A 25,506-nucleotide genomic window follows, 5' to 3' on the forward strand; every position below is an offset into this window, starting at 1 on the left:
ACGACATCCTCGCCAAAGTCCAACTCGTTCAAACCAACATCAAGAAACTCGTGGCAAACAACTCAAAGTAAACCGATCAGGATCACGAAACACTAGGGGTTGGGCAACGACCTAACCCCCTTGCCGCGTTTGCCGTACCGTCGGCCTGGTGGAGGTGCTACTGCGGGGCGGTCCCGGTGCCGGCCAGGTGGTCAACGGCGGCAGTGAAACACTCGTGTGGCCTGCCTGCCTGTACGAGCGGACCCTGGAGTGGGAGCGGGTGGCCCGCCGGGAGTTGCGGGTGTACGCGCACCGGCCGGACTGCTGTGAGCCGTATGGGCGGGGCGCTGAGGACCGGTGCGAGTAACCGGATGTTCCGCACCGGGTTTGATGGAGACATCGCAACCTGCGAGGTACACCAGCGATGCCCGCACCGAAGAAGTACCCCGATGAGTTGCGTGAGCGTGCGACCCGGTTGGTCCCTGAGGCCCGCCGTGATCCAGCCAGCGCGGTAGGCGCGACGGCGACGCAGGGCCCGTTCGGTCTGCGTCGAGGCGGGGCCTCCCGGTGCGCGGGCGATGTGCTCGTCCAGCACCGATAGTGCCACGTTGCTCAGCAGTGGGGAGAGGATCGACCCTTGTGGGGTTCCGGTGTCGGTGTCTCGCAGCACACGGTCCTCACCGAGGATTCCCGCCTTGAGGAACGCCTTCACCAGTGCCAGGACGCGGTTGTCTGTGATCCGTTGCCGCACCCGGTCCATCAGCGCCGGGTGCGAAATCTCGTCGAAACAGGCCGTGATGTCGCCCTCCACGATCCACTCATACGATTTGGACGTGAAGTAGCGGACCTCGGCCACCGCATCATGGGCTCGCCGTCCGGGACGGAACCCGTAGCTGCACGGGTAGAAGTCCGTTTCCTAGATCGGTTCGAGCACCAGCTTCAAGGATTGCCTGGACCACCCGGTCGGTGATGGTGGCGATCCCCAACCGGCGGAACTTGCCGCCCGACTTGGGGATCATTCTCCCGCCATCTGACCTGCGTGTTCAACCTGAGATTGATCTTGCTCAAGGCGGTAAGTGGATCTTGTTCAAGGGTTACGCGCGTCGTCGGCATACGCCTTCCAGCCGCGCCCGTTTCCAATCCGGGGCTCGGATTTGTAATCCCCTAGTGTCAGCGCTCGTCGGCGGACGTGGCCCACACGCCCATGCCGAAGCCCAGTTCCACCGCCCCCGGTGACCGGCCCCAGCCGGCACCGGTCGGCCTGCTCCTTCCACGTACCCGCTTCCCACGCATGCCCCGACCGGAAGTGCCGGCCTGGCACGGGCTGTCCCCGAGCCACCTCGCCTACCTCATCCGCCGCTACACCCACGTCGGTGACGTGGTGCTCGACCTCGACGCGCACCCCGCCGCCATCGCCGCGAGCGCCTACCTGGACCGGGTACCGGCCCGGCTGTTCACCGGTCGCCACGGCCTGCACGTGCGGCTCCTGCCGCCCGCGCCCGAACGCCGGACACGCCACGCCCTGCGTCGTCCCGGCCCACGTGTCGACCTGATCCTGGCGACCTTGCCGAAGGGCGCGCAGCGCCTCACCCGGGACGACGCGGCCACAGCGATGAGCACCTGGCGGCCTCTGCTACGCCCCGGCGGGTTCCTGCTGGTCGGACTCACCGTGCCGCACCCGCAGCCGGGCGAGGTCAGCCTCCGCGCCACGGTCATCGCCGCCGCTCGCACCGCCGGACTCTTCTACCACCAGCACATTCCCGCCGTCCTCGTCCCGCTGCCCGAGCACGAGCCGCGCACCGCCCCGGAGCGCCCCGACGAGGCCGACGACGGCCGACGTCTGCGCGACGGCCGGCACCTGCCGGCCTTCCGAGACCTGCTCGTGTTCGCCACCACCGCCACCGGTGAGGAGAACGCCCGTGCCTGAGCCCCGCCTGCCGCTCCACACCTCCGAACCTCGCGACCTCGAACCGTCGTCCCCCGACACGTCTGACCTGGCCGCCCTGCTCGCCGAGGGCTACCTCGGTTCGGTCTGGCTCACCGGCCAGACCGCATCGCGCGACCTGCGGCGCGGCCGATACACCCCCGAGTCGCTGGCCCACCCCGGCAAGATGCTGCCGACCATCCCCCGGTACACCATCCGCACCTACACCAACCCCGGTGACATCGTGCTCGACCCCATGGCCGGCATCGGTACCACCGTCATCGAGGCCATGCACCTCGGCCGTCACGGCGTCGGCGTCGAGTACGAAGCTGAATGGGTCGGCAAGGCAGCCGACAACATCCGCCACACCATCGCGGCCGGGGCACCGGGCCGGGGCGAGATCTACCACGGCGACTCGACCGTGCTGCCGTCCCTGCTACCGGCAAGCCTGCACGGGCGAGTCTCTCTGGCCATCACCTCGCCGCCGTACGGGCCATCCACCCACGGCCACGTCCGCACCCCCGGACCGAGACGCGGCAAGGTCCGCAAGATCCACCACAAGTACGGCGGCGTGGACAACCTCGCCTACCGCAGCCCCGGCGAGCTGGCCGACGGCTTCACCGCGATCCTCGCCGGATGCCGCCAACTCCTGCGTCCCGGCGGACACGTCGTCGTCACCGCCCGGCCCTACCGCCGTCACCGCGAACTCATCGACATCCCCGGCATGGTCGTCGCCGCCGGCATCAACGCCGGCCTCGAACTGGTCGAGGAATGCATCGCCCTCATCTGCGGCGTCCGCGACGGCGTGATCATCCCCCGGGCCTCGTTCTTCCAGCAGAAGAACACCCGAGACGCCATCTCCACCGGCGACCCTCAATGGCTCGTCCAGCACGAAGACGTGGTGATTTTCAGGGGTTCCCGCTGATGAATGACCGCCCGCAGGACGAACCAGCCTACACGAACGCGACAAAACCCACACCAACGGTCGAGTTTCGTACCGAACCGGAGCTGACCGACACCGTGGCCCGCGCCCTGTTGACCTTGCTGCAACGCTCGTCAGTCAACCGTCGTCAAGGTCCGGGCGAGTCCGCCGACGCTTGATCCCTTCATGCCAGTATGCGTGGATCCGTGCAACAGCGCGTCCGCCGGCCACCCAACCCTGGGACGGCCGGTGGACGCGTACCTACTACACCCGGAAGGCACGTTCCGTGACCATCGACGTACCCCGCATCGAAGAGCCTGCCGCCGCCCTGCTCGCCCACCACAAATACCAGCGTTTCGCGTTCTACGGCCGCGTCTCCACAGAGGACCAACAGGATCCAGTGGCGTCGAGGAACTGGCAGCTCACCCGCGCTACCAGCCTCATCGAACCGGCGGGCGGCATTATCGTCACCGAGTTCTTCGACGTCGGCCTGTCCCGTTCCCTGCCGTGGAAGCGTAGGCCCCGCGCCGCCCGGGTGCTCGACGCCCTCGCTGACCCGAACCGTGGGTTCGACGCGGTCGTGATCGGTGAGCCCCAACGCGCGTTCTACGGCAACCAGTACAGCCTGACCATGCCCGTCTTTTCGCACTACGGCGTCGGCCTGTGGGTGCCCGAGGTCGGCGGCGCGATCGACCCCGAGTCCGAAGCCCACGACCTGATCATGAGCGTGTTCGGCGGCATGTCCAAGGGCGAGCGAACCCGCGTGAAGGTCCGTGTGCGCACGGCGATGACCTCGCAGGCGAAGATCGAGGGCCGGTTCCTCGGTGGGCGCCCGCCGTACGGCTACCGCCTCGCCGACGCCGGGCCGCACCCGAACCCGGGCAAGGCCGCTGACGGCCGTCGCCTGCATAAGCTGGAACCCGACCCGGCCACCGCGCCCGTTGTCCGGCGAATCTTCGCCATGTACCTCGCCAACAACGGCTACTTCGCCATCGCCGAGGCACTCACCCGCGACGGCATACCTTCCCCATCGGCCGCCGACCCCGCCCGCAACCCCCACCGCACCGGCGAAGGCTGGGCCAAGAGCGCCGTCAAAAACATCCTGTCCAACCCCCGCTACACCGGCCGCCAGGTGTGGAACAAACAGCGCAAGGACGAAGTACTACTCGATGTCAATGACGTCGCACTTGGCTACGAAACCCGGATGCGCTGGAACGACAAGGACTCCTGGGTGTGGTCCGACATAATCGCGCATCCGCCGCTTGTCACCGTCAACGACTTCGAGCTGGTTCAAACGATCATGGCGGCCAACGGCCGGGGCCGCACCGGCACCCGACAACGGAAGGTGCGCCACCACTACGTGCTTCGCGGTCTCATGCTCTGCGGGCTGTGCGGACGCAAAATGCAGAGCCACCAGGCACACGAAGTCGCCTACTACCGATGCCGCTACCCCAACGAGTACGCCCTCGCCAACCACGTCCAGCACCCACGCAACGTCTACGTCGCGGAACGAGACATCGTCCCCGCGCTCGACAGCTGGCTCCTCAAGGTGTTCGCCCCGCACCGGCTAACCGATACGATCCGCCGACTCCACGCCGCCCAACCCGACGCCGGACATGGTGGCACCGTCGCGCCGGAGATCGCCGCCGCAAACAAGATCATTGCCATGTGCGACGCCAAACTCGTTCAGTACCGCGCCATCGCAGACGCCGGAGGCGACCCCGCCACCGTCGCAACCTGGATGACCGAGGTCAACGCCCAACGCGCCGCCGCCGTCGCCCAACGCGACAAAGCAGCAGCACAAAAACACACTTCCCGTCGCCTCGCCGAGGACGATATCCGACGCCTCGTCGGCAGCTTCGATGACATCCGCAACACCTTGCGTGACGCCCGTAATGAGGGCAAAAGCAACGTCTACCGCGAACTACGGCTCGCCCTCACTTACGACCCTGGTCAAAACAAAATCAGCGTCGAGGCTACGCCTGACGCTGATTACTGTGGGGTAACTGTACGTGTCCGAGGGGGGACTTGAACCCCCACGCCCTATACGGGCACTAGCACCTCAAGCTAGCGCGTCTGCCATTCCGCCACCCGGACCTGCCTGTCTAACCCTACCCTGTGCCTCCGAACGATTTCTCGCCCGTCGGCACCCTCTCGGGCCGCACGGAGGATTACTGTACACGGCCCTCGTGGATCATGCACAACGCCCGGTCCCGGCCCTGCCTCAGTGTGTCTTCAGCCAGGTCAACTTGCCGGCGCCTGTCCCTGTACGACTCGAGAAACAGCAGGTGAGGCCGGGGGTACCGCACCTTGATCGAGGCGCAGGTCTCGGCGGGCGGACCGGGCCCTGCCGCCCGCCGTACGGTCGCCCGGAGCGCTGGTTCGAGGGTGGGTCGTCTGGGTGGGCGGGGCGGTGGCCGAGGAGGAGCCCGGCCGCCGCCACCGGTCGCCGCGTACGGCGAAATGCCTAGTATGTGACCTTCACTTGCATCTTGCCCCAAGTGAGCTTGCCGACGACGCCGTCAGCGGTCAGGCCCTGCATCCGCTGGTACCAGCGGACCCCGGCTTCGGTCTTGCTGCCGAACTTCCCGTCGGGCTTGCCGCACCGTCGCTCGCCGATGAAGCGCTGGACGAAGGCGACGTCCTCGCCGGTCATGTCGCGGCGCAGCGTACGGGAGCCGGGCTGGCGCTTGGCGGGGGAGGAGATGGGTACCGGGGCGGCTGTCGCCGCACGCAGGGCCGTCAGGGTCTTCGATCCGACCACGCCGTCGACGGTGAGCTTCTTCGACTTCTGGAACGTACGTACCCAGGCTTCGGTTTTGCTTCCGTAGGCTCCGTCGACGGTGAGCTTGGCGCCCAGCTTGTTCGCCAGGATCTGGAACTCCCGTACGTCGCTGCCGGTGCAGCCGTTGCTCAGGGTGCGATCGCCCAACTTCGGTACCTGTGCCGTGGCGATGCCCCAGGACCTGGTGCTCTTCTCCTGGGCCGAGCTGTGCCCGATGCTGACGTGCAGGTGCTTGTCGTGTGGGTTGGAGCCGGTGTACCGCGCGGACTTGAATCCCCGGGACCGACTCCAGATCGTCCGGTTGAAGATCACGTACTCGGTCGACGGGTGGGCGATGCACTTACGGATCACCAGCGACGGATCGATGCCGTCCTTGTCGACGTCGAGCGCGTTGACGGACCGGTTGTCCTTGTCCGGGTTGTGGTCCGACTTCCTGTTCTGGTGGGCGGCATCGCCGATCCAGCCGTCGGAGGCGCGGTCACGCTTCGGCCAGCGCGCGTTGATCTCGTCGCGCAGCAGCTTCAGGGCCGGTGCCAGGTGTACCGCCGGGACGAGGCCGGGCAGGAGGCTCGTCTGACCGTCGTCCGGTGCCTCCTCGTCCAGCCCCAGGTCGTACTCGACCTCCTCTCCGATCATGGTGCCCGCATCGTCGTCCTCGTCGGAGTGGGCGACCTCGGGTTCATCGACGCCGGGTGCGGGGTTCATACGTTCCTCCATGGTGGTTGCGGTTCGATCCCGGAACGGGGGCCCGGTCGAGAGTCGGGGTGGCTGTCGTCGACCGACCTCGCCGGCCACCGCAGGGCGTGTCCGGCTGCTACGAGGTGTGTCCGGCCACTGCGAGGTGGTGGTACGCGACATCCGCCGCCGGTTCCGGGTTGGGTGCCGGTCTCGACGACTGTCGACCGGGCTTGGAAAGCGGTTCTGTGAACCTGTCGAAAGGGTGATCCACCGAATTCCCCGTCGACAAGTAGCAGTCGGATTCCTTGCATCAGACCTGTCGGTCAGGCCGACCGCCGGCACCTGATCCGGCGAGGCCGCCGATGCGTTGGGCTGATGGTTGCCCCCCGATGAGGTGAAGTCCGCCGTCTTTCGCACGAGTCCACTGTCGAGGGTGCTCGTCACCGGCGGACGATGTCGTGTCAACCGGTTTGACCGCTGCCAGGGTGTCGTCCGTCACTCGTTCGCCCCCGCCACGAACGGCCTGTGAGCTGCGACTCAGCCTGTCCCAGGATGATGTCGGAAAGCTTCAACCGCTTGACCTGCGGCGGAAATTACCTTCCTGACCGTTTGTCTAAATCGGATAGTCGGGATCTTGCCAGGAAGAATGCCGAATCGTCCTGCCGGTCGCGCCGACCCGGCAGTCGATCAGCGCATTGTGGTACCGGTTGTCCAACGGGCAGCTGAAAAGATCTCGGCTTTCGCGCGATGCTGTCCGATCTCGTCTTCGCCTTCAATTGGGCTCCTGAAAAGTGGAGAACCTTGGAGTGGGTGGCGCGTGATCGGATCCGATGCGAAGGAAGCCTCAACCAGGAGCGCCCCGGGCGCGGCCGGTGCGGGCAGCTCGAATCTCTTGTGGAGGGTGGCATGAGCTGGCAGCCACGTCCGCTGGCCAGCCTGCCCCTGGTGCTGGCCGGTCCGCTGTTGCGGCGGGTCGACAACACGTCGGTCACCGTCTGGTTGGCGCTGCGCGAGGCACGCAAGGCGACCCTTCGGGTGTACGCCTCGGACGCCGACGGTGCCGGAGTCGACCAGGTCCTGGTGGGTACGCGTAACTCGGTTCAGGTGGCCGTGAACTGCCACCTGGTGGCGGTCACCGCGACGGGTACCGCCCCGCTGACCGCCGGCACCCTCTACCGGTACGACGTGTTCTTCGGCGACCCGGGTGACGAGACGGTGCCCGTACCGGCCACGGAAGCGCGGTTGTACAGCGAGAACGTGGTCGCCGCCACGCAGGCTGCCGCCCGGGCCGCCGTCACCTACGCCGGCACCGGAGCACCGAGCCTGCCGAGCTTCGCCACGCCGCCGGCCGACCTCAACCTGCTGCGCATCGTGCACTCGTCCAGCCGGAAGCCGCACGGCGGAGGCGAGGACGCCCTGGCGATCCTCGACGAGATCCTGCGTACCGATGTAGCCGACCCGGCGGCCCGACCACAACAACTGGTGCTCACCGGCAGCCAGATCTACGCCGACGACGTCGCCGACCCGGTCCTTGCCGTCATCAGGGAGATCGTCCCGACGCTCGGGGCCGACATCGAGACGCTGCCCGGCGTCGTGGACGCCACCGATCCCCAACTGTGGCCCGGCCGCCGTCAGGAACTGGTCGCGACCTCGGCTGGCCTCACCGCCCCGGCAGCCAAGAGCCATCTGCTGTCGCTGGCCGAGTTCTGGGCGATGCACCTGCTGGTCTGGTCCGACGTCCTCTGGCCGGAGGCGCTACCGGAGTTCGCCGACGTCTACCCGGACGACCACGCGCTGCTGGAGCGCCTACCGCTCGACATGAAGCTGTCCGAGACGTGGGAGACACTGACCGGGTACGGCCCGGCATCGGATCGGCGCGACGCGTTCCTCGACGAGCGCGCGGCCGTCGAGGAGTTCAAGACCAGCGTCGGTGCGGTACGTCGGGTGCTGGCCAACACCCCCACCTACATGACGCTGGGCGAGCACGAGGTCAGCGAGGACTGGTACTCGACCCAGGCCTGGACGGAGAAGGCGCTGGCCACCACCGGAACCGCCAGTGGACTCGGTCGCCGGGTGATCCAGAACGCGCTGACCGCGTACGCACTGTGCCAGGCATGGGGGAACACCCCGGAGCGGTTCGCCGCCACCGGCCCGGCCGGTGAACACGGACGGCAACTGCTGGCCGCCGTTGCCGCGTGGGACGGCACCGAGAACGCGCAAGCGGCCACCATCCGAGCCCGGGTCGGCCTGCCCACCGGCTTCAACAGCGGCGTGCCGGTACGCCCGGCAGAGGCGCTGAAGTGGCACTACGACGTCCGGTGGGCCGGTCACCAGCTCATCGTGCTGGACACCCGTACCACCCGGGTCTTCGTCGGCGGCAAGGAGGATCCGCCCGCCCTGCTGTGGGGGGACGCGGCGATGAAGGAACAGGTCGCCGACCCGCCGGACCTCGGACCAGAGGCGGCCACCTTCGTGGTCTCGGCCGCGCCGGTGGTCGGCTATCCGTTCCTCTCCGACGACGTGCAGAAGCTGCTCGGCAGATATCACCGGGGTCGGGCCAGCGCGGACGTCGAGGCATGGGGACGGCAACGCGCCGCGTACGAGAAGTTGCTGTCCAGGTTGTTGACCCGGGCGACCCCGCAGGAGGGTGTCCGCCGCCAGCGGATCATCCTGCTCTCCGGCGAGGTGGGCTACGGCTTCGCCGCCCGACTGCGATACCAGGGCGCGAAACCGTTCCGGGCGGTCACGCCGGGGCAGACCCGTGGAGTGATCGCGCAGTTCGTCTCCAGCGCGGCCAAGAACGAGGACGGACTGACCCTGTTCCTGCACGGCACCGGCTTCGACGTCACCGCCGACGCGCTGCCCCGGAGCCGCCGCATCGGCTGGGAGAACCCGGGCGGCGGCCAACTCGAGGTGGGTACGGAGATCGTCCAGACGCGCTTCGGCGGGGCGACGAGCGTCCCGTGGCGGGTGAGCGGTTCCCCGGCGACGGCGGAACCGAAGCCGCTGCGTACGGTGACCCGCACCCCGGACTGGTCCTACGACCTGACCTTCGTCAAGCACGACGCGGCGGACCCGACGATTCCGCCCCGGCCGGGGACGCCCCGGCCGGTCTTCCCGCCGACCGGGGACCGGTCGGCGGCGCTCGGGCAGTACCTGGCCGCCGCCGAGAACCACGACGACTACCTGGGAAAGTGGGGCGACGGCAAGGAGGTGGTGGGCCACGCCAACATTGGCGAGGTCACGCTCTCCTGGCAGCCGGGCGAGGCCAAGAAGGCGGTCCAGACGCTGTGGTGGCGCATTCCCGAGGCGGGCTCCGCGGCACCGCTGACCCGGTGTGTCGTGGACCTGTCGACCCGGGCGGTCAGCCCACCGCGTGACCCGGAGCACCTTGCCCTCATGACCGAGCGGGCCGATGCCGAGGACAGCGAACCGGCCATCAACCCCGCCGCCGACACCTGGGTCTACTGGCGCGCCGGTGGCACCACGCAACGGCTCCGCGGCGGCACCGATGGCTACCTGTACACCAGCACCGTCGCGAACTCCGCGGATCCCTGGGACTACACCGAGGCGTTCAAGCCGGCTGCCGGCACCACTGCCGAGGTCGCCTACAGCACCGGGGCGCGCCCGTTGCCGGATGCACAGCTGACCACCGAGGGCCTGTTCCAGCAGTGCAGCGTGCCCGCCGTACCGCCGGCCGGGGCCGAGCGGCCGAGGTCGGTCACCGTACCCGGCCGTCTGCTGCGGCTGGTCGCCCCGGAGGAACTGGCACTGTGGCCGGTGCTGTGGGAGCTGCCCGAGGAGTATTCGACCGCTGGACTCAACCAGGGTGCTGCGGTGTGGAACAACCCGGCGGCGAACCCGAGCGGGATGACCGTCAACGAGGGGGCGGCACCACCGGCCGTACCCGCCGAGCACCGGCCCCGGGAGCGGGGACTACGGGTCGAGGGGGAGGTGGACGGTGCCGCCACCGAGGTACGGCTGCGGCTACGGTCCGCCGCCGGTACCGATCTCACGCTGCGTACCGGTATTGCCGCCGACGCGCCCACCACCACGGAGCTGACCGCCGAACTGGGACCGGTCACGGCCGGCGTACGCAAGTTCACCGCGACCGTGTTCCTGGCCGACGCCGCTGCGGCATTCGGTCGGGTGGAGGTGGTCACGACCGCGGTGGGGCCGGCGGTTCCGCACGTCGACTCGTTCACCGTCCACCTGTGTGGCGCGCAACTGGCCCTGGTCGACGACCCGGAGCCGGCCGTGCGCGGCCCGCTGCTCGGTGCGGCGGACGAACGGGTGGTCGTGGACTTCCAACGCTCGCCGCAGGCCGCCCCCGCCGCCAACAACCTCAATGCACTGTCCCAGCAGACGCGGGTTCGCCGGATGGTCCGCTACTCGATCCGTAGCCGCCGCCGGCCGATGGTCGCCGGCGGAGACGACCTCCTGCAACCGCAGATGCCGATGTGGATGGGCGAGGTGCAGTTCGTCGGGGTCGCCGGGGACCAGTTGCAGGATCTGCTGCGCCGCCGGTACGCCCGCCGGGCGGTGGCCGACCCGCCGGACCCGGCGGTTTCGCCGCCCACGCCGCGGCAGCTGCGCATCGACTGGGACTGGCGACTGGGGTTGAGCTGGGATGGCCCGGACTCCAACTCCGGCGCCTTTCCCGACCCGATGCCCCGTCCGGCGGTCAGCCACTCCTACGCCCTGGACTTGACCGCCAACCCGATCGCGTTGCTGCACTACGGCGAGCGGGGACAGTTCACCGACGCCAACGGAGCGGACCTGACGCTGGACGACCAGGGTCGACTGCCGAACGCGTTCAACCCGGCCCCGACCCGGATCTCGTTCCCGGCCGACGATCGCCGGCTACCGGCGGTGGTGGTGACCGGGCAACAGCGACCGTGGGGGCGGGCGACCGGTGCCGTACCACGTCCGACGCTGGTGCTGGAGTTCCAGCCGGCGGTGACGGTGGCCGATGCCACTGCGGCCGGTGGTCGGCGGGAGGCCATCCGTGGTGGTAACGGGGAACTGCGGGTGCCGGCGCTGCGCTTCGACCGACAGCCGCTGGACCCGGGCCTGGTGGCCGATGACGAGGGGACGCTCGTGTCGCCCCCGGCCGCCGTGCCCCTGCTGCGGTTGCCGGGCTTCCGGGTGATCGGCGAGGATCCCACGCCGAATGCCGACATCGAGGCCGTGATCCTGGCCCTGGTGGACGAGTACTACACCGACCACCAGACCGTGCCGTCGGTCAACATCCTGAGCCAGGAGTGCTGGCGGCAGACGGTTCTGCTGATCTTCACGCACGAGAGCGGTATCCGGGGCGGCTACAGCCAGTTCGACAGCCGGGCCTCGGCCCGCCGCCGCTGGTCCCGGCAGGGCGGGGCCTGGGCGTACGGCAACGAGAAGGAGATGCCGCTGTTCGGCCCGCCGCACGGCTACGGCATCGGCCAGCTCGACGACATCTTCAACCGGGGAGCCAATCCCGACGAGGTCTGGAGTTGGTTGGAGAACATCCGCAGTGGCATCCGTCTGCTGATGGAGGAAAAAGCCGGTCTGGCCTACAACATGGTCGACGACCACCTGCCCAACCCGATCGACCAGCGCACCCGCGCGGTGTTCCAGCGTGAGGTGGTGCGCCGCTACAACGGCGGGCGGGAATTCCGCTGGATCGATGACGAATGGAAGATCCGCCCGCACCTGCAGTACGCCATCCCGTTGAGTGGCAACAACCCGAACTCCGGTCCACCGTCGGGTCCCCACCCCAACATGCGCTACCCGAACCAGGTGTTGAACACCAACATCACCTACTTCACCAACGCCGCCGGTGCACCGCACGTAGCCGACGCGGCCGCCACGGTGTACCCCTGGCCGATCGACTTCACCGAGGACGACTATGGACCGGAGACGGCATGACCGACCAACTGACCGGCGCTGACAACGGGAACTTCCAGGCGCAACTGCTCGGCGAGGTCGAGTCGATACTGTCCCCGATCACCATGGCCGCCACCAGTCCGTGGCGTCGAACCCAGATCCTCGACGCGCTCGGCTGGGACCTCGCCGCGCTGGCCGGCATGCCGGCCGAGGAGTTCGAACAGTGGCTGGCCTCCTGCGCCGAGGCCGTAGCGGGCATCCGCAACCTGGTCGAACAGGGACCACCGGAGACCCTCGACGACCTGACCTCCGCCCTGGACACCGCCGCCGCAGCGGTGGAGGCGGTCAGCGGCCTGCCGCCGGCGTTGGCCGCCGGGGGCGCGAACCTTCCGCCGGTCGACGTACTGGCCCGGGACCTGGTCACCTTCCTCACCGTCAACTACCTGCAACGCCAGCACCCGGTGGCGTACCAGGTGGCGATCCTGCTGGGGCTGGTCACCCCGGCCGGGGAGACACCGGTGAGCCCGCCGATGCCGGACGACGGCACCCCGGTACGGCTGCCCCGGTCCCGGCCCGAACTGCACCTGGACCGGATCGGTGACCTGCTGCGCGACCCGGTCGGCACACTGCGGGCCGAGTACTTCCCGGACGGGCTGGCCACCACCGCCGCAGCGGACGCCGCCTCGGCCAAACTGTTCCCCCGGATCGCCGCCGTACTCAAGGAACTCGGCGTGCCCGCGCTGTACGGCGTCAACCCCGCCGACGGACCGGATCTCGGCCCGGTGGGTACCGCGCTGGCCCGGAACATGCTCACCGTCGCCGCCCCGATCCGGATCGGCGACGCCCAGGTCACCGTCGGCGCGACGGCCGCGCTGTCCGCCGCCGACCAGGGCAACCTGGGCCTGGTCCTGGGGCTGCGGGGTGCCCTGGAACTTGAGCGGATCATCGCCGGCTGGGCGTTCCAGTTGGCGGTCTCCGGCGCGGCCGGCGGGTTCGCGATCGGCCCGGACGGGCTGACCCTGCCGGAGGGCCTGGCGGGCATGGTTCGCGTCGCCCTCACCGCCGACCGGGTGCCCGACGAGACCGGTGTGGCCCTACGGATAGGCAGCGCCACCGGAACCCGGCTGGAGGTACAGGGGCTCCGGCTGGGCATCGGCGCTGCCCTCGGGGGCGGCCTGGACGACATCGAGTTGTCGATCTCCGCAGCCCGGGCGGCCCTGGTGGTCGCCCCGGGCGACGGTGACGGGTTCCTCGCCCAGGTCCTGCCCGCCGACGGGCTACGGGCCGAGTTCGAACTCGCGTTGACCTGGTCACTGCGCAAGGGGCTGACCTTCCGGGGCGGGGCCGGGCTCGACGTCGACCTGCCGCTGCACGTCACCGCCGGGCCGATCGAGGTCTTCGGGGTGCACGCCGCCCTCGGTGCCGGCGAGAACGGGCTGTCCGCCGCCCTGGCCGCCTCGGCCACGCTGCGCCTCGGCCCGGTGAAGGCCGTCGCCGAACGGATCGGCATCACCGCCGGGCTGACCTTCCCACCGGAGGGGGGCAACCTCGGTCCGGCGCAGACCGCGCTGGCCTTCAAACCCCCGTCCGGGATCGGGCTGGCGATCGAGGCCGGCCCGCTGGTCGGTGGCGGATACCTGTTCATCGACGAGAAGGCCGGCCAGTACGCCGGTGCGCTGCACCTGCAGTTCCAGGCGATCGCGGTCACCGCGGTGGGTCTGCTGGCCACCCGCAACCCGGACGGCTCGTCGATCCGGATGCCGGACGGCAGTGAGGGCTTCTCGCTGCTGGTCATCATCTCGGCCGAGTTCACCCCGATCCAGCTCGGCTTCGGGTTCACCCTCAACGGCGTCGGCGGCCTGCTCGGCGTACACCGGACGGTCAATGTCGACGCACTGCGGGCCGGCGTACGCACCGGGTCGTTGAACTCCCTGATGTTCCCGACCGACCCGATCGGTCGGGCCGCCGAGGTGGTGGCCACCGCCGGCTCGGTCTTCCCGGTCGCCGTCGGCCGGTACGTCTTCGGACCGATGGCCCGCATCGGCTGGGGTACACCGACCCTGCTCACCTTCGACCTCGGTCTGGTGCTGGAACTGCCAGCGCCACTGCGGCTGGTGGTGCTGGGCCGGCTGCGGATGGTCCTGCCCGACGAGAAGACGCCGGTCGTCAAAATCAACATGGACGTGCTGGGTGTGGTCGACTTCGGTGCCCAGCAGGCCTCGATCGACGCCTCACTCTACGACTCCGAGGTTGCCGGCTTCCCGATCAGCGGTGACATGGCGATGCGCCTGTCCTGGGGCAGCGAGCCGACGTTCGCCCTGGCCGCCGGGGGGTTCAACCCCCGGTTCCAGCCACCGCCCAACTTCCCGACCCTGCGCCGCCTGGCCATCGCCCTCTCCGACCGGGACAACCCGCGCCTACGGCTCGAGTCGTACCTGGCGTTGACCTCGAACACCGTCCAGTTCGGTGCCCGCCTGGAGGTGTACGCCGAGGCAGCCGGATTCAACATCTCCGGCATGCTGTCGTTCGACGCACTGGTGCAGCTGGCACCGTTCGGCTTCGTCGTCGACATCGCCGCGGCCGTTGCCCTGCGCCGGCACAAGCGGGAGCTGATGGCGGTCTCGTTGAGCCTGACGCTCAGCGGCCCCCGGCCGTGGCGGGCGAAGGGGCGGGCCAAGTTCAAGATCCTGTTCGTCAGTGCCTCGGTCTCCTTCGACGTGTCGATCGGCTCGCGCAAGCCGCCACCGCTGCCGGCTGCGGTCGACGTCGGGGCCCTGCTCGACGACGCGTTGGCCGATCCGCGCAACTGGACGGCGCAGCTCCCGCCGCTGGGCGAGTCCCTGGTGACGTTGCGCCGGATCAAGGCCGCACCGGGTCAGCTCCTCGCCCACCCGCTCGGCGCGATCGCGGTCACCCAGCGGGTCGCGCCGCTCGGCGTGACCATCGAGCGGTACGGCAACGCGCCGGCGACCGAGAAGACCGAGTTCACGATCGACTCGGTCCGGTTCGGCGACGTCGAGGCCCGCGACGCGGGCAAGGTGACCTACGAGCACTTCGCCCGGGCGCAGTTCCAGGACATGACCGACGACGAGAAGCTCTCCACCCCGTCGTTCGAGCTGATGGAGGCCGGTCGCGGCTTCGCCTCGCCGGAAGTGGAGTACGACCTCGACGCGCCGCCGCCGGTGTCACTCGGCTACGAGGTCATAGTCATCGACGAACCGGACGTCGCCGCGCGTACCGGGGCCTCGGCCGGGTTCGTCAGGTCGGCCGGTTCGGCCGAGTCGCCCGGCTCGGTGCCGATGGACGGGGCGACGTTGAAGCGCCTGTCCCGGTCCAGCGCCGCGGCACTGGCCCCGACCCGGACCAGCGGCCCGGCCGCGTACCGCACCGGCCGGGCACCACTGGTGCGTTTCATCGAGCCGGTAGCCGGTTCGCGGACCCTTGAGGAGGCACGCCGGTGACGGCGCAACTGCATTTCCTGGCGTACGTACGTCAGGGGCTGGCCGCCGCCGGCGTGGCGGCGGACCCGCTGGACGAGGACATTCCAGCCCGTCAGCCGGTCAAGGTGGGCGTACGGCTCGCCGGTCGCGACGAGCACCAGTTCGACGTGCGGCTGTACGGTCCCGGCGACGTCCGGGGCATCGACACACGTCAGGTGATCCGGATGGACCCGCCGCCGGGTGCGAGTGACTTCGAACCGAACAACCTGGTCACCGTCGAGTTCGACCGACCGGACCTGCCCTGGCTGTTCACTCCCGCCGCGCCCGGCAGCCACCAACGGCTGCGCCCCTGGCTGTTCCTGGTGGTGGTGCCGGTGGCCGACTCCAACCTGCGTTCGGACACCGGAGCACCGCTGCCCGTGCTGGAGTGCGACCTGGCCGACCTGCCCAACCTGGCCGAGTCGTGGGCCTGGGCGCATGCCCAGGTCGCCACTGCGGGTGACGGCGAGTCGGTCGCCTCGGTGCTGGCCGGTGACCCGGCACGCACGCTGTCCCGACTGATCAGTCCGCGTCGGCTGGCTCCCGGCGTGGCGTATCGGGCGTGTCTGGTCCCGGCGTTCGAACCGGGCCGGCTGGCCGGGCTGGGCCTCACCGTCGACGAGGACGCCCCCCTCGCCCCGGCCTGGGTGGCGGGACAGGGGGCCGCGCCGCCGCTGCCGGTCTACCACAGTTGGGAGTTCTCCACCGGCGCCGACGGTGACTTCGAATCCCTGGTCCGGCGGCTGCGTCCCCGTTCCCTGCCCACCGACGCGGGGCTGCGTCCGGTGCTGCTCGGCCGGGTCGGGGTGCCCGAACTGGATCCCACCGTGCCGACCGTCTCCCTCGGGGCGGAGGGCGCACTGCGCGGCGCGCTCACCATGCCCACCCTTTGGCCGGCCGAGTCCCGCGAAGCGTACGAGGCACTGCTGCGCTCACTGATCGCCGGCACCGGCACCCGGCTCGGACCGCCGCTGTACGGTGGCCGCTACGCCGGTGTGGACCGGGTGCCCGACGACACCGGACTGCCCCGCTGGCTGCGTGAGCTGAACCTCGACCCTCGGCACCGGATCGCGGCGGCCCTCGGCACCCGGGTGGTACGCGAGCAGCAGGAAGCTCTGATGACGGCCGCCTGGGAGCAGGCGGCGGCCGTCCAGCGGGCCAACGAGGCACTGCGTCAGGCGCAGTTGGCCGCCGAGGCCAGCCGCTCGACGTACGAGCGCAGGATCGCCGGCAGTCCGACGGACGCCGCACTGGCGCTGGCCGCCGCTGACGCGACGGATGCCGGCGGCCCGATGGGCGCGGGCCGGTTGTTGCAGGTCTCGGCAGCGGTTCTGGGCGCGGTGACGGTGACGCCGCGCAGCAAGCGACTCGTCGGTAGCGAACTGGACCACAACCCGACCGCGTCGGCGACCCTGTCGACGACGTTCCGCCGGATGACCCGACCCGGGGGACCGTTGGCCCGCCGGCTCGGTTCGTCGGTGGACCTCGGCTCCGTGGTGGAGGCCGCCGCCCGCAACGAGATCACCGCGACGCCGCCGCCGAGCCCACCCGCCGGCACGGTGCTCTTCGACGACGTGGCCGGGGACGACATCTCGTTCAACCGGATCAACCGGCTGCGCATCGACGGTGCCGTGCCCTGGTGGCGTGGCACGACCACCGCTGCCACCGGCCTGGCCACGGATGCGGTAGCGGACGCACCGGAGGCAGCGGACACCCCGGACAACGCAGCTGGGGCGGACAACGCAGCTGGGGCGGACGTGGCTGCCGTCGAGCCGGCTCCGGCACCCGAGGCCGCCGTGGCCGGCAACGCCATCGTGGCTGACGATCTGGCCGCGCTGCTGGCCGAACAGAGTTCGCAGTTCAGCAACCTGCTGCCCAGGGAACCCAGGGATCCACCGACCGACCCGTGGCCGGAACCGGAGCCCGAGCCCGAACCCGAGCCGCCGGCTCCGGAGGAGCCGCTGCCGGTGTGGTACCCGGACACCAGCCCGCTGCCGGCCGGTGTCCCGAGCACCCCAACCGGAGTGCCAGGAACGCTGCTCAGTCCACCCAGCCCGGCGGTCGACGACCGCCGGATGTACGCCACCACCACCAACGGGCGGCTCTTCGAGCGTTACTTCGACGGCACCGGCTGGGTCTGGCTGGATCGGGGGGCACCGCCGGGCACCCAGGCTGCCGGCGTCGAGCCGGGCGGATTCATGGACGGCGGCAAGCGGATGTTCGTCGCCTCCATCTACGGGCGACTGTTCGAGCACTACTGGGAGGGTGACCGCTGGCTGTGGCGGGAGCACCCGATCCCGCCGAACAGCTACGGACTCGGCACCGCACCTGCCCTGGTGCTCAACAACCAGAGCCTGTTCCTGGCGACCACCACCAACGGCACGGCCAACGCCGGGCGGCTGTGGGAGCGTCGCCGCGACGGCGACAACTGGACGTGGATCGACCACGGCAACCCGGGTGGCACCGAGAAGATCACCGCAAACCCGGGAGCGGCGCACGGCAACACCCGGTTCTTCGTCAAGACCGACGCGGGCAAGCTGTGGGCCCGCCAGTGGAACGGCACCCGGTGGATCTGGGTCGACCACGGCCGACCGTCCGGTACCGGTATCCAGGACCTCGGCCCGGCGCTCGGGGACAGCGTGTTCGTCAAGACCTACGACGGGCGGCTGTTCGAACGGCCCGCGCTGGGTGCGTACGGGGTCTGGGTCGACCACGGAGTGCCGACGGGCAGCGCGATCGCCAACATGACCTACGGCCTCATGCGGGCCGGCAACGAGAACTCCCTGTTCGTCGGTGCCACCAACGGACGGCTCTACCAGCGGTTGTGGAACGGGAGCTTCTGGGCCTGGCACGACCGGGGGAGTCCGCCCGGCACCAACGTGATGCAGCCACCCGGTGCGGTGATGGCGTCCCGGGAGACGGTCTTCGTCACCGGTAGCACCGGCGAACTCTTCTCCCTGCGTAAGGAGGCCGGCACCTGGAAGTGGGAACCGCACGGCAATCCGCTGGATTCGCGGGGCACCGGCCTGGCCAACGCGGAACCGGTGGCCAACACCAGGTGGGCGCTGCCGTTGGGGTTCCTGTCCAACCTGGTCACCGCGCACGTCGACAACGGGGCCACCGACAACTACGTCTACCACCGCATCGGTCGGAACCTCGGGTTCGAGGCCGAGGTCCGGGGCGGCTGGTCCGGGCAGATCAGGAAGCCCGGCGCGATCGGGTGGGAGACCCAGGGGCTCGGTATCGCCGTCGCCGACATCGACGGCAGCGGCCGGCCCGACCTGATCACGATGTGGGTGGACAACCCGGGTGGGGCCAACGCCATCCACTACCAGATCGGGTGGAACCTCGACGCCACCGGTGCGGTGACCGGTGATTGGAGCAGCCCGATCCGCCTGCCCGCCGACGTCGCCAGCGAGGTGCAGGGCGCGGACCTGGCCATAGCGGACCTCGACGGCGACGGCCGGCCGGAGCTGATCCTGGTCTACGTCACCGCCGGGGCCGACCCGACCATCTACTACCGGATCGGCTGGGGGCTCAACTCGCAGGGCCTGGTCACCGCTGGCTGGTCCGATTCCGTACCGGTGCCCTGGACCCTGTCCGGTCCGGTGCAGGGGGTCGGGGTGGCCGTCGCCGACCTCAACGACGACATGAAGCCGGACATCGCCGTACTGGTCATCGAGCAGCAGGGGGCCAGTAGCCAGGCGCTCTACCGGATCGGTTGGCAGATCAACCCGCGCGGTCGGGTCGTCGGTACCTGGACACCGGTCAAGACCGTCGGCGGCGGGCCCCTGCCGGCCGGGCACCAGGGCGCGGGACTCGCCGTCATGGACGTCACCGGCACCCGCAGGGCCGACCTGGTGCTGTTCCACGTCGCCAATCCGGTCAACGACAACCGCGGCTACTACCGCGTCGGTTGGGACCTCGACGGCTACGGCATCGCCAGCCACTGGTCGGCCGACGCCGAGGTCACCGGCTGGTTTGGCTGGGAGGGGCAGGGTGCTGCGGTCACCATCGCCGACCTGAACCCGGCGCTGGCCAACGTACGCGCCGAAATGGGCAACCAGTTCGTCGCCGCCGCCGGACGGCACCAGGACAAGGTCCTGGCCGCCCAGGAGCTGGTCAGGCCCCGGGGCCTCGTCTCGGTGGACGCGGACGCGCTGGCCGCCCGGGTGAGCGTCGCGCTGCAACCGGTCGACGGCATCACCGAGCGCATGGTCAGCCGGCTCGAACTGCCCGGTACACAATCCGTGGAGACGCTGCGCCAGCTTGTGGTCGTACCCCGGTTCCCGCAGCCGATGTACGAGGCGCTGCGGGACCTGTCCCAGGACCTGCTGTTCCCCGGGGTGTCCCAGATCCCGCCGGACACCGTCACGTTGCTGCGGGTCAACGCGTCCTTCGTGGAGGCGTTCATGGTGGGACTCAACTCCGAACTGGGTCGGGAGATGCTGTGGCGGCGGTATCCGACCGACCTGCGGGCCACCTTCTTCCAGCAGTTCTGGGACGTCCGCTCCGCCGAGGCGTCCGCCGGCCCGCTGTCGGACCTTCCACCGATCGCGAACTGGCAGGCCGATCGGGAACTCGGTGGGAACGCCACCGCCGTGGGTACCGGGGACATGCTGGTGGTGCTGGTCCGAGGGGAACTGCTGCGCCGCTATCCGGGTACCGAGATCTACGTCCAGAAGGCGGGGTTCGGTCCCGGGGGCAGCAGGATCCCGGTCGGGGAGACCCGGCAGCCGCAGTTCAGCGGCCGGCTCCAACCGGACATCCAGTTCTTCGGTCTGCCGTTGAGCGTCGCCGAGGCCCGCGGTGTCCCGATGGTCGACGCCGGTTGGTTCGTCGTACTGCGTCAGCCCCCCATCGACGCCCGGTTCGGGCTGGACGCCCCACCCGACGATGCACCGTACGGTGGCACTCCCGATCGGTGGGCGGACGTGCACTGGCGGCATCTGCTGGCCGGTGCGGCCGACGAACAGCACCTGCGGCACGTTCCGGCCCGGGGCAGCCTGACCAGCCTGCGCCTGGGCGGTCTGGAGTGGGGCTACAACAGCGCCCACCAGGCACAGATCGTGTTGCAACGGCCCGCCATGGTGGCGGTGCACGCCAGCGAAATGGTGCCGGCGATCGACGACACCTGGCAGGTCGAGGCGACCGTCCAACGGGCCGGTGGGGTGGACCAGCACCGGATCGTGGCTCTGGCCGGTCGGCGTAGCGACGGCACGCTCTGGCGGATGAGCACCGAAGAGGTGATCGCCGCGATCAGCCGACACGAACGCTTCCTGGTCGAACGTCCCGCCGGTGACCAGGTGAAGGTCCGGGTCTCCCGAACCGGAGCCGGCCGTCCCTACCTGACCACCGAAGCCGACGGCGACATCCCCAACAACCTGCTAGCCCTGCCCGAACTGGCCGAGGAAGCGTGATGAGCACACCCCCCAACCCAACGTGGCAACTGCCGACCGAGTGGCCGATCGCCATGTTGCCGGTACGCGTCGAGACCCGGTTCGTCGAGGGCGGTCCGACCGGCACCGAACTGTGGCTGCGGGTGCTGCCCGACGTCCTGCACGTCGACACCCACGAACCGGAGTTGACCGACGACGAGGTGACCTGGGGCAAGCAGTACTGGATCGACGTGTGGCGGGCGGGCCGCAGGGCCGAGGACGAGGTCGTCGCCTGGCGTCGCCTGTGTCAGCTCGTCGACCCGCCCCGGGCCGCCTGGATCGCCCGGGTGCTCGAACCGGACGAGACCGCCCGGCCGACCAAGCCGGTACCGCCGGACGTGTCGATGCCGGAGCCGCCCTTCCCACCGGTGGAAGGGGGCGCGGATCCGTGGAGCCGGGCACCGTTGGCCCGGGCGCTGCCGAGCCAGTGGGAGGTGACCCTGTGGCAGGCCGGTGTCGAGCCGGTGTACTGGCAGTCCGCGCCGGTACTCCGACCGCTGGTCGTCGGGCCGCCGCCCAACCTCGACCTGTCCACGGTCGACGACGACGAGCCGCCGGTCGACGACGCCAGCCGATGGCTGGTCGACTTCCAGGCCGCCGTCGACGCCGGGATGGCGATGCGGATCCCGTTGCCGCCGGCCATGGCGCAGGGCGGTATCGACCGGCTGGTGGTGTTCGGCGTCGACACCGATCCGGTGGCGGCCGACGACACCCACGCCGCCCGGGGCGGGCGGATCCTCGCCGAACTGATGGATGCCCACTTCCACACCCATGGTCTCGGGTTCGTCGCGCCGGGCACCCCGACCAACAACACCGCCGGGGCCCGCTCCGGCTACGACACCACCGATCAGGAGCCCACCGACCGGCTGCTGGTCAGGCACGGCCAGGCTGCGCTCCGGGAGGGGGAGGACGACTCCCCGGTCATCTCCCGGGCCCTGGGCGTGGTGCCGGCTGCCCTGCCCGGGGACGCGTTGCATGCGGTTCGTGGTGGGACGACGTCGTTCTCCCCCCGGGCTCTGGCCCGTGCCGGATACCGTCCGGCCGAGCCGGCCCCCGGTGTCACGGTCTCCCAGTCCGCCGGTGCCCGGCACATGAACACCGTCACCTGGGCGGCCACCTGGGGATACTTCCTCAGCGACATGCTCACCGACACGGTGTCCGAGGATGCCGTTCGGCACGGCCGGCAGCACTTCATCAACTACGTACGGGCTGCCGGCCCGGTGCCGACGTTGCGGATCGCCGAGCAGCCGTACGGTGTGCTGCCGGTGATCGCCCTGGACCGCTGGACCAGCACCAACACCCGCGACAACGAGTTGGTCACCTTCCTGCGGCTGTTGCGGGACCGGGTGTGGCGGCCGTCGGTCGACGAGATCGAACCCGAGACCGGCCTGCCCGGGGTGCCCCGGATCGGTGGGCCGGGCAACCCGGGACAGGTGCTGCTGCGGATCCTGGGGCAGGGGCCGCTGGGCCAGCAGTGGGAAGCCCGCAGCCTGCTCGGCATGGAGTACGTCACGCACCTGTGGCGGTTCCTGCGGCTACGCCTGGACGCGAACTGGCGCGAGCAGCAGGCCTTCGAACCGAACCAACTGCTGGCGCTGCTCAACCTCGCCTGGAATCCCCGGGTGGCCAGGGCGGTGTTCGCCGAGGGGGCGTACCCGATCGGCGGTCCCCTGGTCGTCCCGCCGTCGCCGTCGAGCGCGGCCGACTACCTCAACTGGCTCGGCGACCGGGCCCGTACCTGGACGGACCTGCGTGACCGGCCGGAGACCGATGGCACCGCGACCCCGCTGCTCTACCGGATGCTGCGCCAGTCGATGCTGGCCGAGTACGGCACCGGTGCCCGCCGGCTACAGGCGGCCCGGGCTCCGTTGCCCGCCGACGCCTACCGGGACGCCGAACTCGTCGACATCAAGCCCGACCGGACGAGTTGGACCCTGTGGGACCAGCTCGAACGGGTGATCACACTGCCCAACGAGAACCCCGGCCCGATCGGGGAGTACCTGCGTACCGCAGTTCCGGGCGTCGAACCGGCCGCTGCCCAGATCGAGGCGTTCCGGACCAGTGCCAAGGCGCTGGCCGCGTACCCGGCTGCCGACCTGGAGCGGCTGCTGGCCGAGGCGATGGACCTGTCCGCGTACCGGCTGGACGCCTGGATCACCTCGTTCGCGACCAAGAAGCTCGACGTGCTGCGGGCGGCCCAGTCGACCGGGGTGCACATCGGCGGCTACGGCTGGGTGGAGAACCTGCGTCGTCGCACCCACTCGCCGGTGACCGTCACCAACCTGCCGACCGGGGAGTCGGGGCAGCTGTGGGAGGGGGCGCCCAACGCGGGGTTCATCCACGCCCCGTCCCTGCCCCAGGCGACGACCGCCGCGGTGCTGCGGGCCGGCTACCGCGCCCATGCCAGCGGCGGGGACAATCCGCTGGCCATCGATCTCACCTCCGACCGGGTACGACTGGCCGCCTGGCTGCTCGACGGGGTACGCCAGGGCCAGCCCCTCACCGAACTGCTCGGCTACCGGTTCGAGCGCCAGTTGCAGGACCACCCGTTGGTCCTGGAGCAGTACCTGCCCAGGCTGCGGGAGATCGCACCGGTCATGGTCACCCGGATCGGGCCGGACCCGGACACCGAGCCCCGGGGGGTCGTCGCGGCCACCAGCGTGGTGGACGGCCTCGACCTGCACCAGCGCTGGCGGGCCGGTGGTATCGACTGGACCGGCGACCGGGAACTGCCGGACGTCGGTACCCCCGAACAGGCGGCGCTGGTGGCGGTGCTCACCTCGCTCGGGGAGGCCATCGACTCGGTCGCCGACGCGCTACTGGCCGAGAGCGTGCACCACGCGGCGCAGGGCAACCCGATGCGGACCGGGGCGACACTCGACGCCGCCTCGCGAGGCGACGTGCCCGCCAGCGAACTGGAGTTCACCCGTACGCCGCGGACCGGCCTGGCCATCACCCACCGGGTGGCGCTGCTGGCCAACGAGTGGGTGCTGGACGTCAACGCCTGGCCGACCACCGGCCCGAACCCGAGGGCGGAGGCGGAACCCCGGCTCAACGAGTTGGTCAGTGGTCTGTTGCCGGTGCCCGCGTCCGTGCAGTGCCAGGTCGAGTGGGCCGGGGTGGACGGTCCGGTGCCCGGCACCGTCACCCTCGATCTGCTGGGCTGCTCTCCGTTGGACCTACTGGCGTTGACCGACGTGGCGGAGGTGACCGCCGACTGCGAACTGGTCGCCCGCATCCTGGACGCGGCTGTCGCGGCCGGTCCGCCGGCCGGTGCGACCGGATCACGACCCGAGCGGGTGCTGCTCGACCGTGGTACGGACTGGCCCGCCGACCTGGTGGCGGTGGACGAGTTGGTCGAGGTCGCCCGGGCGGTCCGTGGCCTGTTGCGGTCGGCCCGTCCGCTCGCCCCGGCTGATCTGCAGTTCGGTGAGGTGGACCCGCCGGAGGGGGTCGCCGACATTTCGCTCGGTGAGCGGGCCGACGTGGCGGCTGCCCTGCTCGGACAACTCGTCACCGATCTGACCAGCGACGTGCCGTCGGTGCTGGCCTCGGCGCTGGCAACCGCCTCCGGTATCGGGGTGCTCGGGGCGTACGTCGGGCCGGATGCCAGCCCGGCGGTGTGGCAGGCGCGGGCCCGTGCCGTCAGCACCGAGGTGGCCACCCGTCACGCGGCCCTGGCCGAGCTGACCATCGACCGGTCGACGGCAACCGCCGAGCAACTGCGGGACCACGACGTGGCCCGGTTGCAGGCCGTGTTCGGTGCGGACTTCCGCGTCCTGCCCCGGTTCACGCTGGCCCAGCCCGCAGGGCTGGCTGCGGCGCTGACGGCCAGCACCGAGCTACAGGGCGGCAACCCGCACGCCGTCGAGGACTGGTTGGCCGACGGGGCGCTGGTGCGGCCCGGGGTCGAACGCCTCGACACCGTACGTGGTTACGGCCAGGCGCTCTCGCCTCGCCGGCAGCCGCCGCTACGGGTGGCGCAACTGCCCTATGCGGCCGGCGATCGCTGGCTGGGGCTGCCGTTCGACGGGGCTCGACCGAACGCACCCCGGTTGTCACTGGTCGTCGAGGCGGTGAGCAGTGTCGACCTTGGGCTGCCGTTGTGCGGGCTGATGGTGGACGAGTGGGTGGAGGTGCTGCCCAACGACGAGGAGACGACCGGGGTGGCCTTCCACGCCGAGACCCCCGGGCAGAGCGCACCGCAGTCGATCCTGCTGGCCGTGCCGGCCGACGACGCACCGTTGTGGACGCGGGATGCGGTGGAGCGCACGCTGGTGGAGACGCTCGAGCTTGCCCCGGTGCGGGCGGTCGACGTGGCGACCCTCGGCGAGGTCGGCCAGTTCCTGCCCGCCCTGTACTTCCCGCTCAACGTCGACAACGAGACCGCGTCGACCGACTTCACCCGAACCGTTTCGGCCGGCTAAGGAAAC

General features: G+C 70.2%; 10 protein-coding genes, 1 tRNA gene and 1 pseudogene. 8 read left to right on the forward strand and 4 right to left on the reverse strand.

Annotated elements, in window-relative coordinates; genetic code table 11:
• Positions 1–148: 148 nt before the first annotated feature.
• The gene (locus ACFQ4H_RS25835) at positions 149–346 is read left to right on the forward strand and encodes a hypothetical protein (protein WP_377575273.1); all 198 of its coding nucleotides are present in this window, start codon (positions 149–151) and stop codon (positions 344–346) included.
• A 264-nt stretch (positions 347–610) separates the two neighbouring features.
• On the opposite strand, the pseudogene ACFQ4H_RS25840 reads toward ACFQ4H_RS25835, so the two are convergent.
• Together ACFQ4H_RS25840 and ACFQ4H_RS25845 are read right to left on the reverse strand one after the other, a co-directional pair.
• Positions 611–835 (reverse strand): annotated as a pseudogene (locus tag ACFQ4H_RS25840) (group II intron reverse transcriptase/maturase); the annotation flags it as partial.
• A 314-nt stretch (positions 836–1,149) separates the two neighbouring features.
• Positions 1,150–1,272, reverse strand: a complete 123-nt coding sequence (locus ACFQ4H_RS25845) for a hypothetical protein (protein WP_377575276.1) — start codon at positions 1,270–1,272, stop codon at positions 1,150–1,152.
• On the opposite strand from ACFQ4H_RS25845, the gene ACFQ4H_RS25850 reads away from it, so the two are divergent.
• From ACFQ4H_RS25850 to ACFQ4H_RS25860, 3 genes are all read left to right on the forward strand, one after another.
• Positions 1,271–1,906: a hypothetical protein gene (locus tag ACFQ4H_RS25850; protein WP_377575279.1), complete on the forward strand. Its 636-nt coding sequence runs from the start codon at positions 1,271–1,273 to the stop codon at positions 1,904–1,906. The two genes, ACFQ4H_RS25845 and ACFQ4H_RS25850, sit on opposite strands and share 2 nt — an antisense overlap.
• Positions 1,899–2,828, forward strand: a complete 930-nt coding sequence (locus tag ACFQ4H_RS25855; protein WP_377575282.1) for a TRM11 family SAM-dependent methyltransferase — start codon at positions 1,899–1,901, stop codon at positions 2,826–2,828. The genes ACFQ4H_RS25850 and ACFQ4H_RS25855 overlap by 8 nt, the downstream gene beginning before the upstream one ends.
• A 283-nt stretch (positions 2,829–3,111) precedes the next feature.
• A complete protein-coding gene (locus ACFQ4H_RS25860) occupies positions 3,112–4,857 on the forward strand; it encodes a recombinase family protein (protein WP_377575284.1) in 1,746 nt (581 codons plus the stop codon).
• On the opposite strand, the gene ACFQ4H_RS25865 is transcribed toward ACFQ4H_RS25860, so the two are convergent.
• A tRNA-Leu gene (locus ACFQ4H_RS25865) sits at positions 4,839–4,922 on the reverse strand. The genes ACFQ4H_RS25860 and ACFQ4H_RS25865 overlap by 19 nt on opposite strands.
• A 370-nt stretch (positions 4,923–5,292) precedes the next feature.
• Positions 5,293–6,315: a peptidoglycan-binding domain-containing protein gene (locus ACFQ4H_RS25870; RefSeq protein ID WP_377575287.1), complete on the reverse strand. Its 1,023-nt coding sequence runs from the start codon at positions 6,313–6,315 to the stop codon at positions 5,293–5,295.
• A gap of 879 nt (positions 6,316–7,194) precedes the next feature.
• Here ACFQ4H_RS25870 and ACFQ4H_RS25875 point away from each other — a divergent pair.
• The 4 genes from ACFQ4H_RS25875 to ACFQ4H_RS25890 are packed head-to-tail and all read left to right on the forward strand — an operon-like array spanning position 7,195 to position 25,500.
• A complete protein-coding gene (locus ACFQ4H_RS25875) occupies positions 7,195–12,198 on the forward strand; it encodes a hypothetical protein (protein ID WP_377575289.1) in 5,004 nt (1,667 codons plus the stop codon).
• Complete coding sequence (locus ACFQ4H_RS25880) at positions 12,195–15,617, forward strand: DUF6603 domain-containing protein (protein ID WP_377575291.1); 3,423 nt, start codon at positions 12,195–12,197, stop codon at positions 15,615–15,617. The genes ACFQ4H_RS25875 and ACFQ4H_RS25880 overlap by 4 nt, the downstream gene beginning before the upstream one ends.
• On the forward strand, positions 15,614–21,055 hold the full coding sequence (locus tag ACFQ4H_RS25885; RefSeq protein ID WP_377575293.1) for a DUF3892 domain-containing protein: 5,442 nt from the start codon (positions 15,614–15,616) through the stop codon (positions 21,053–21,055). Before ACFQ4H_RS25880 ends, ACFQ4H_RS25885 begins: the two co-directional genes overlap by 4 nt.
• Positions 21,055–25,500: a hypothetical protein gene (locus ACFQ4H_RS25890; RefSeq protein WP_377575296.1), complete on the forward strand. Its 4,446-nt coding sequence runs from the start codon at positions 21,055–21,057 to the stop codon at positions 25,498–25,500. Before ACFQ4H_RS25885 ends, ACFQ4H_RS25890 begins: the two co-directional genes overlap by 1 nt.
• The last annotated feature ends 6 nt before the right edge of the window (positions 25,501–25,506 follow it).

The organism is Micromonospora sonneratiae, from assembly GCF_042679305.1.
GTDB lineage: Bacteria > Actinomycetota > Actinomycetes > Mycobacteriales > Micromonosporaceae > Micromonospora_H > Micromonospora_H sonneratiae.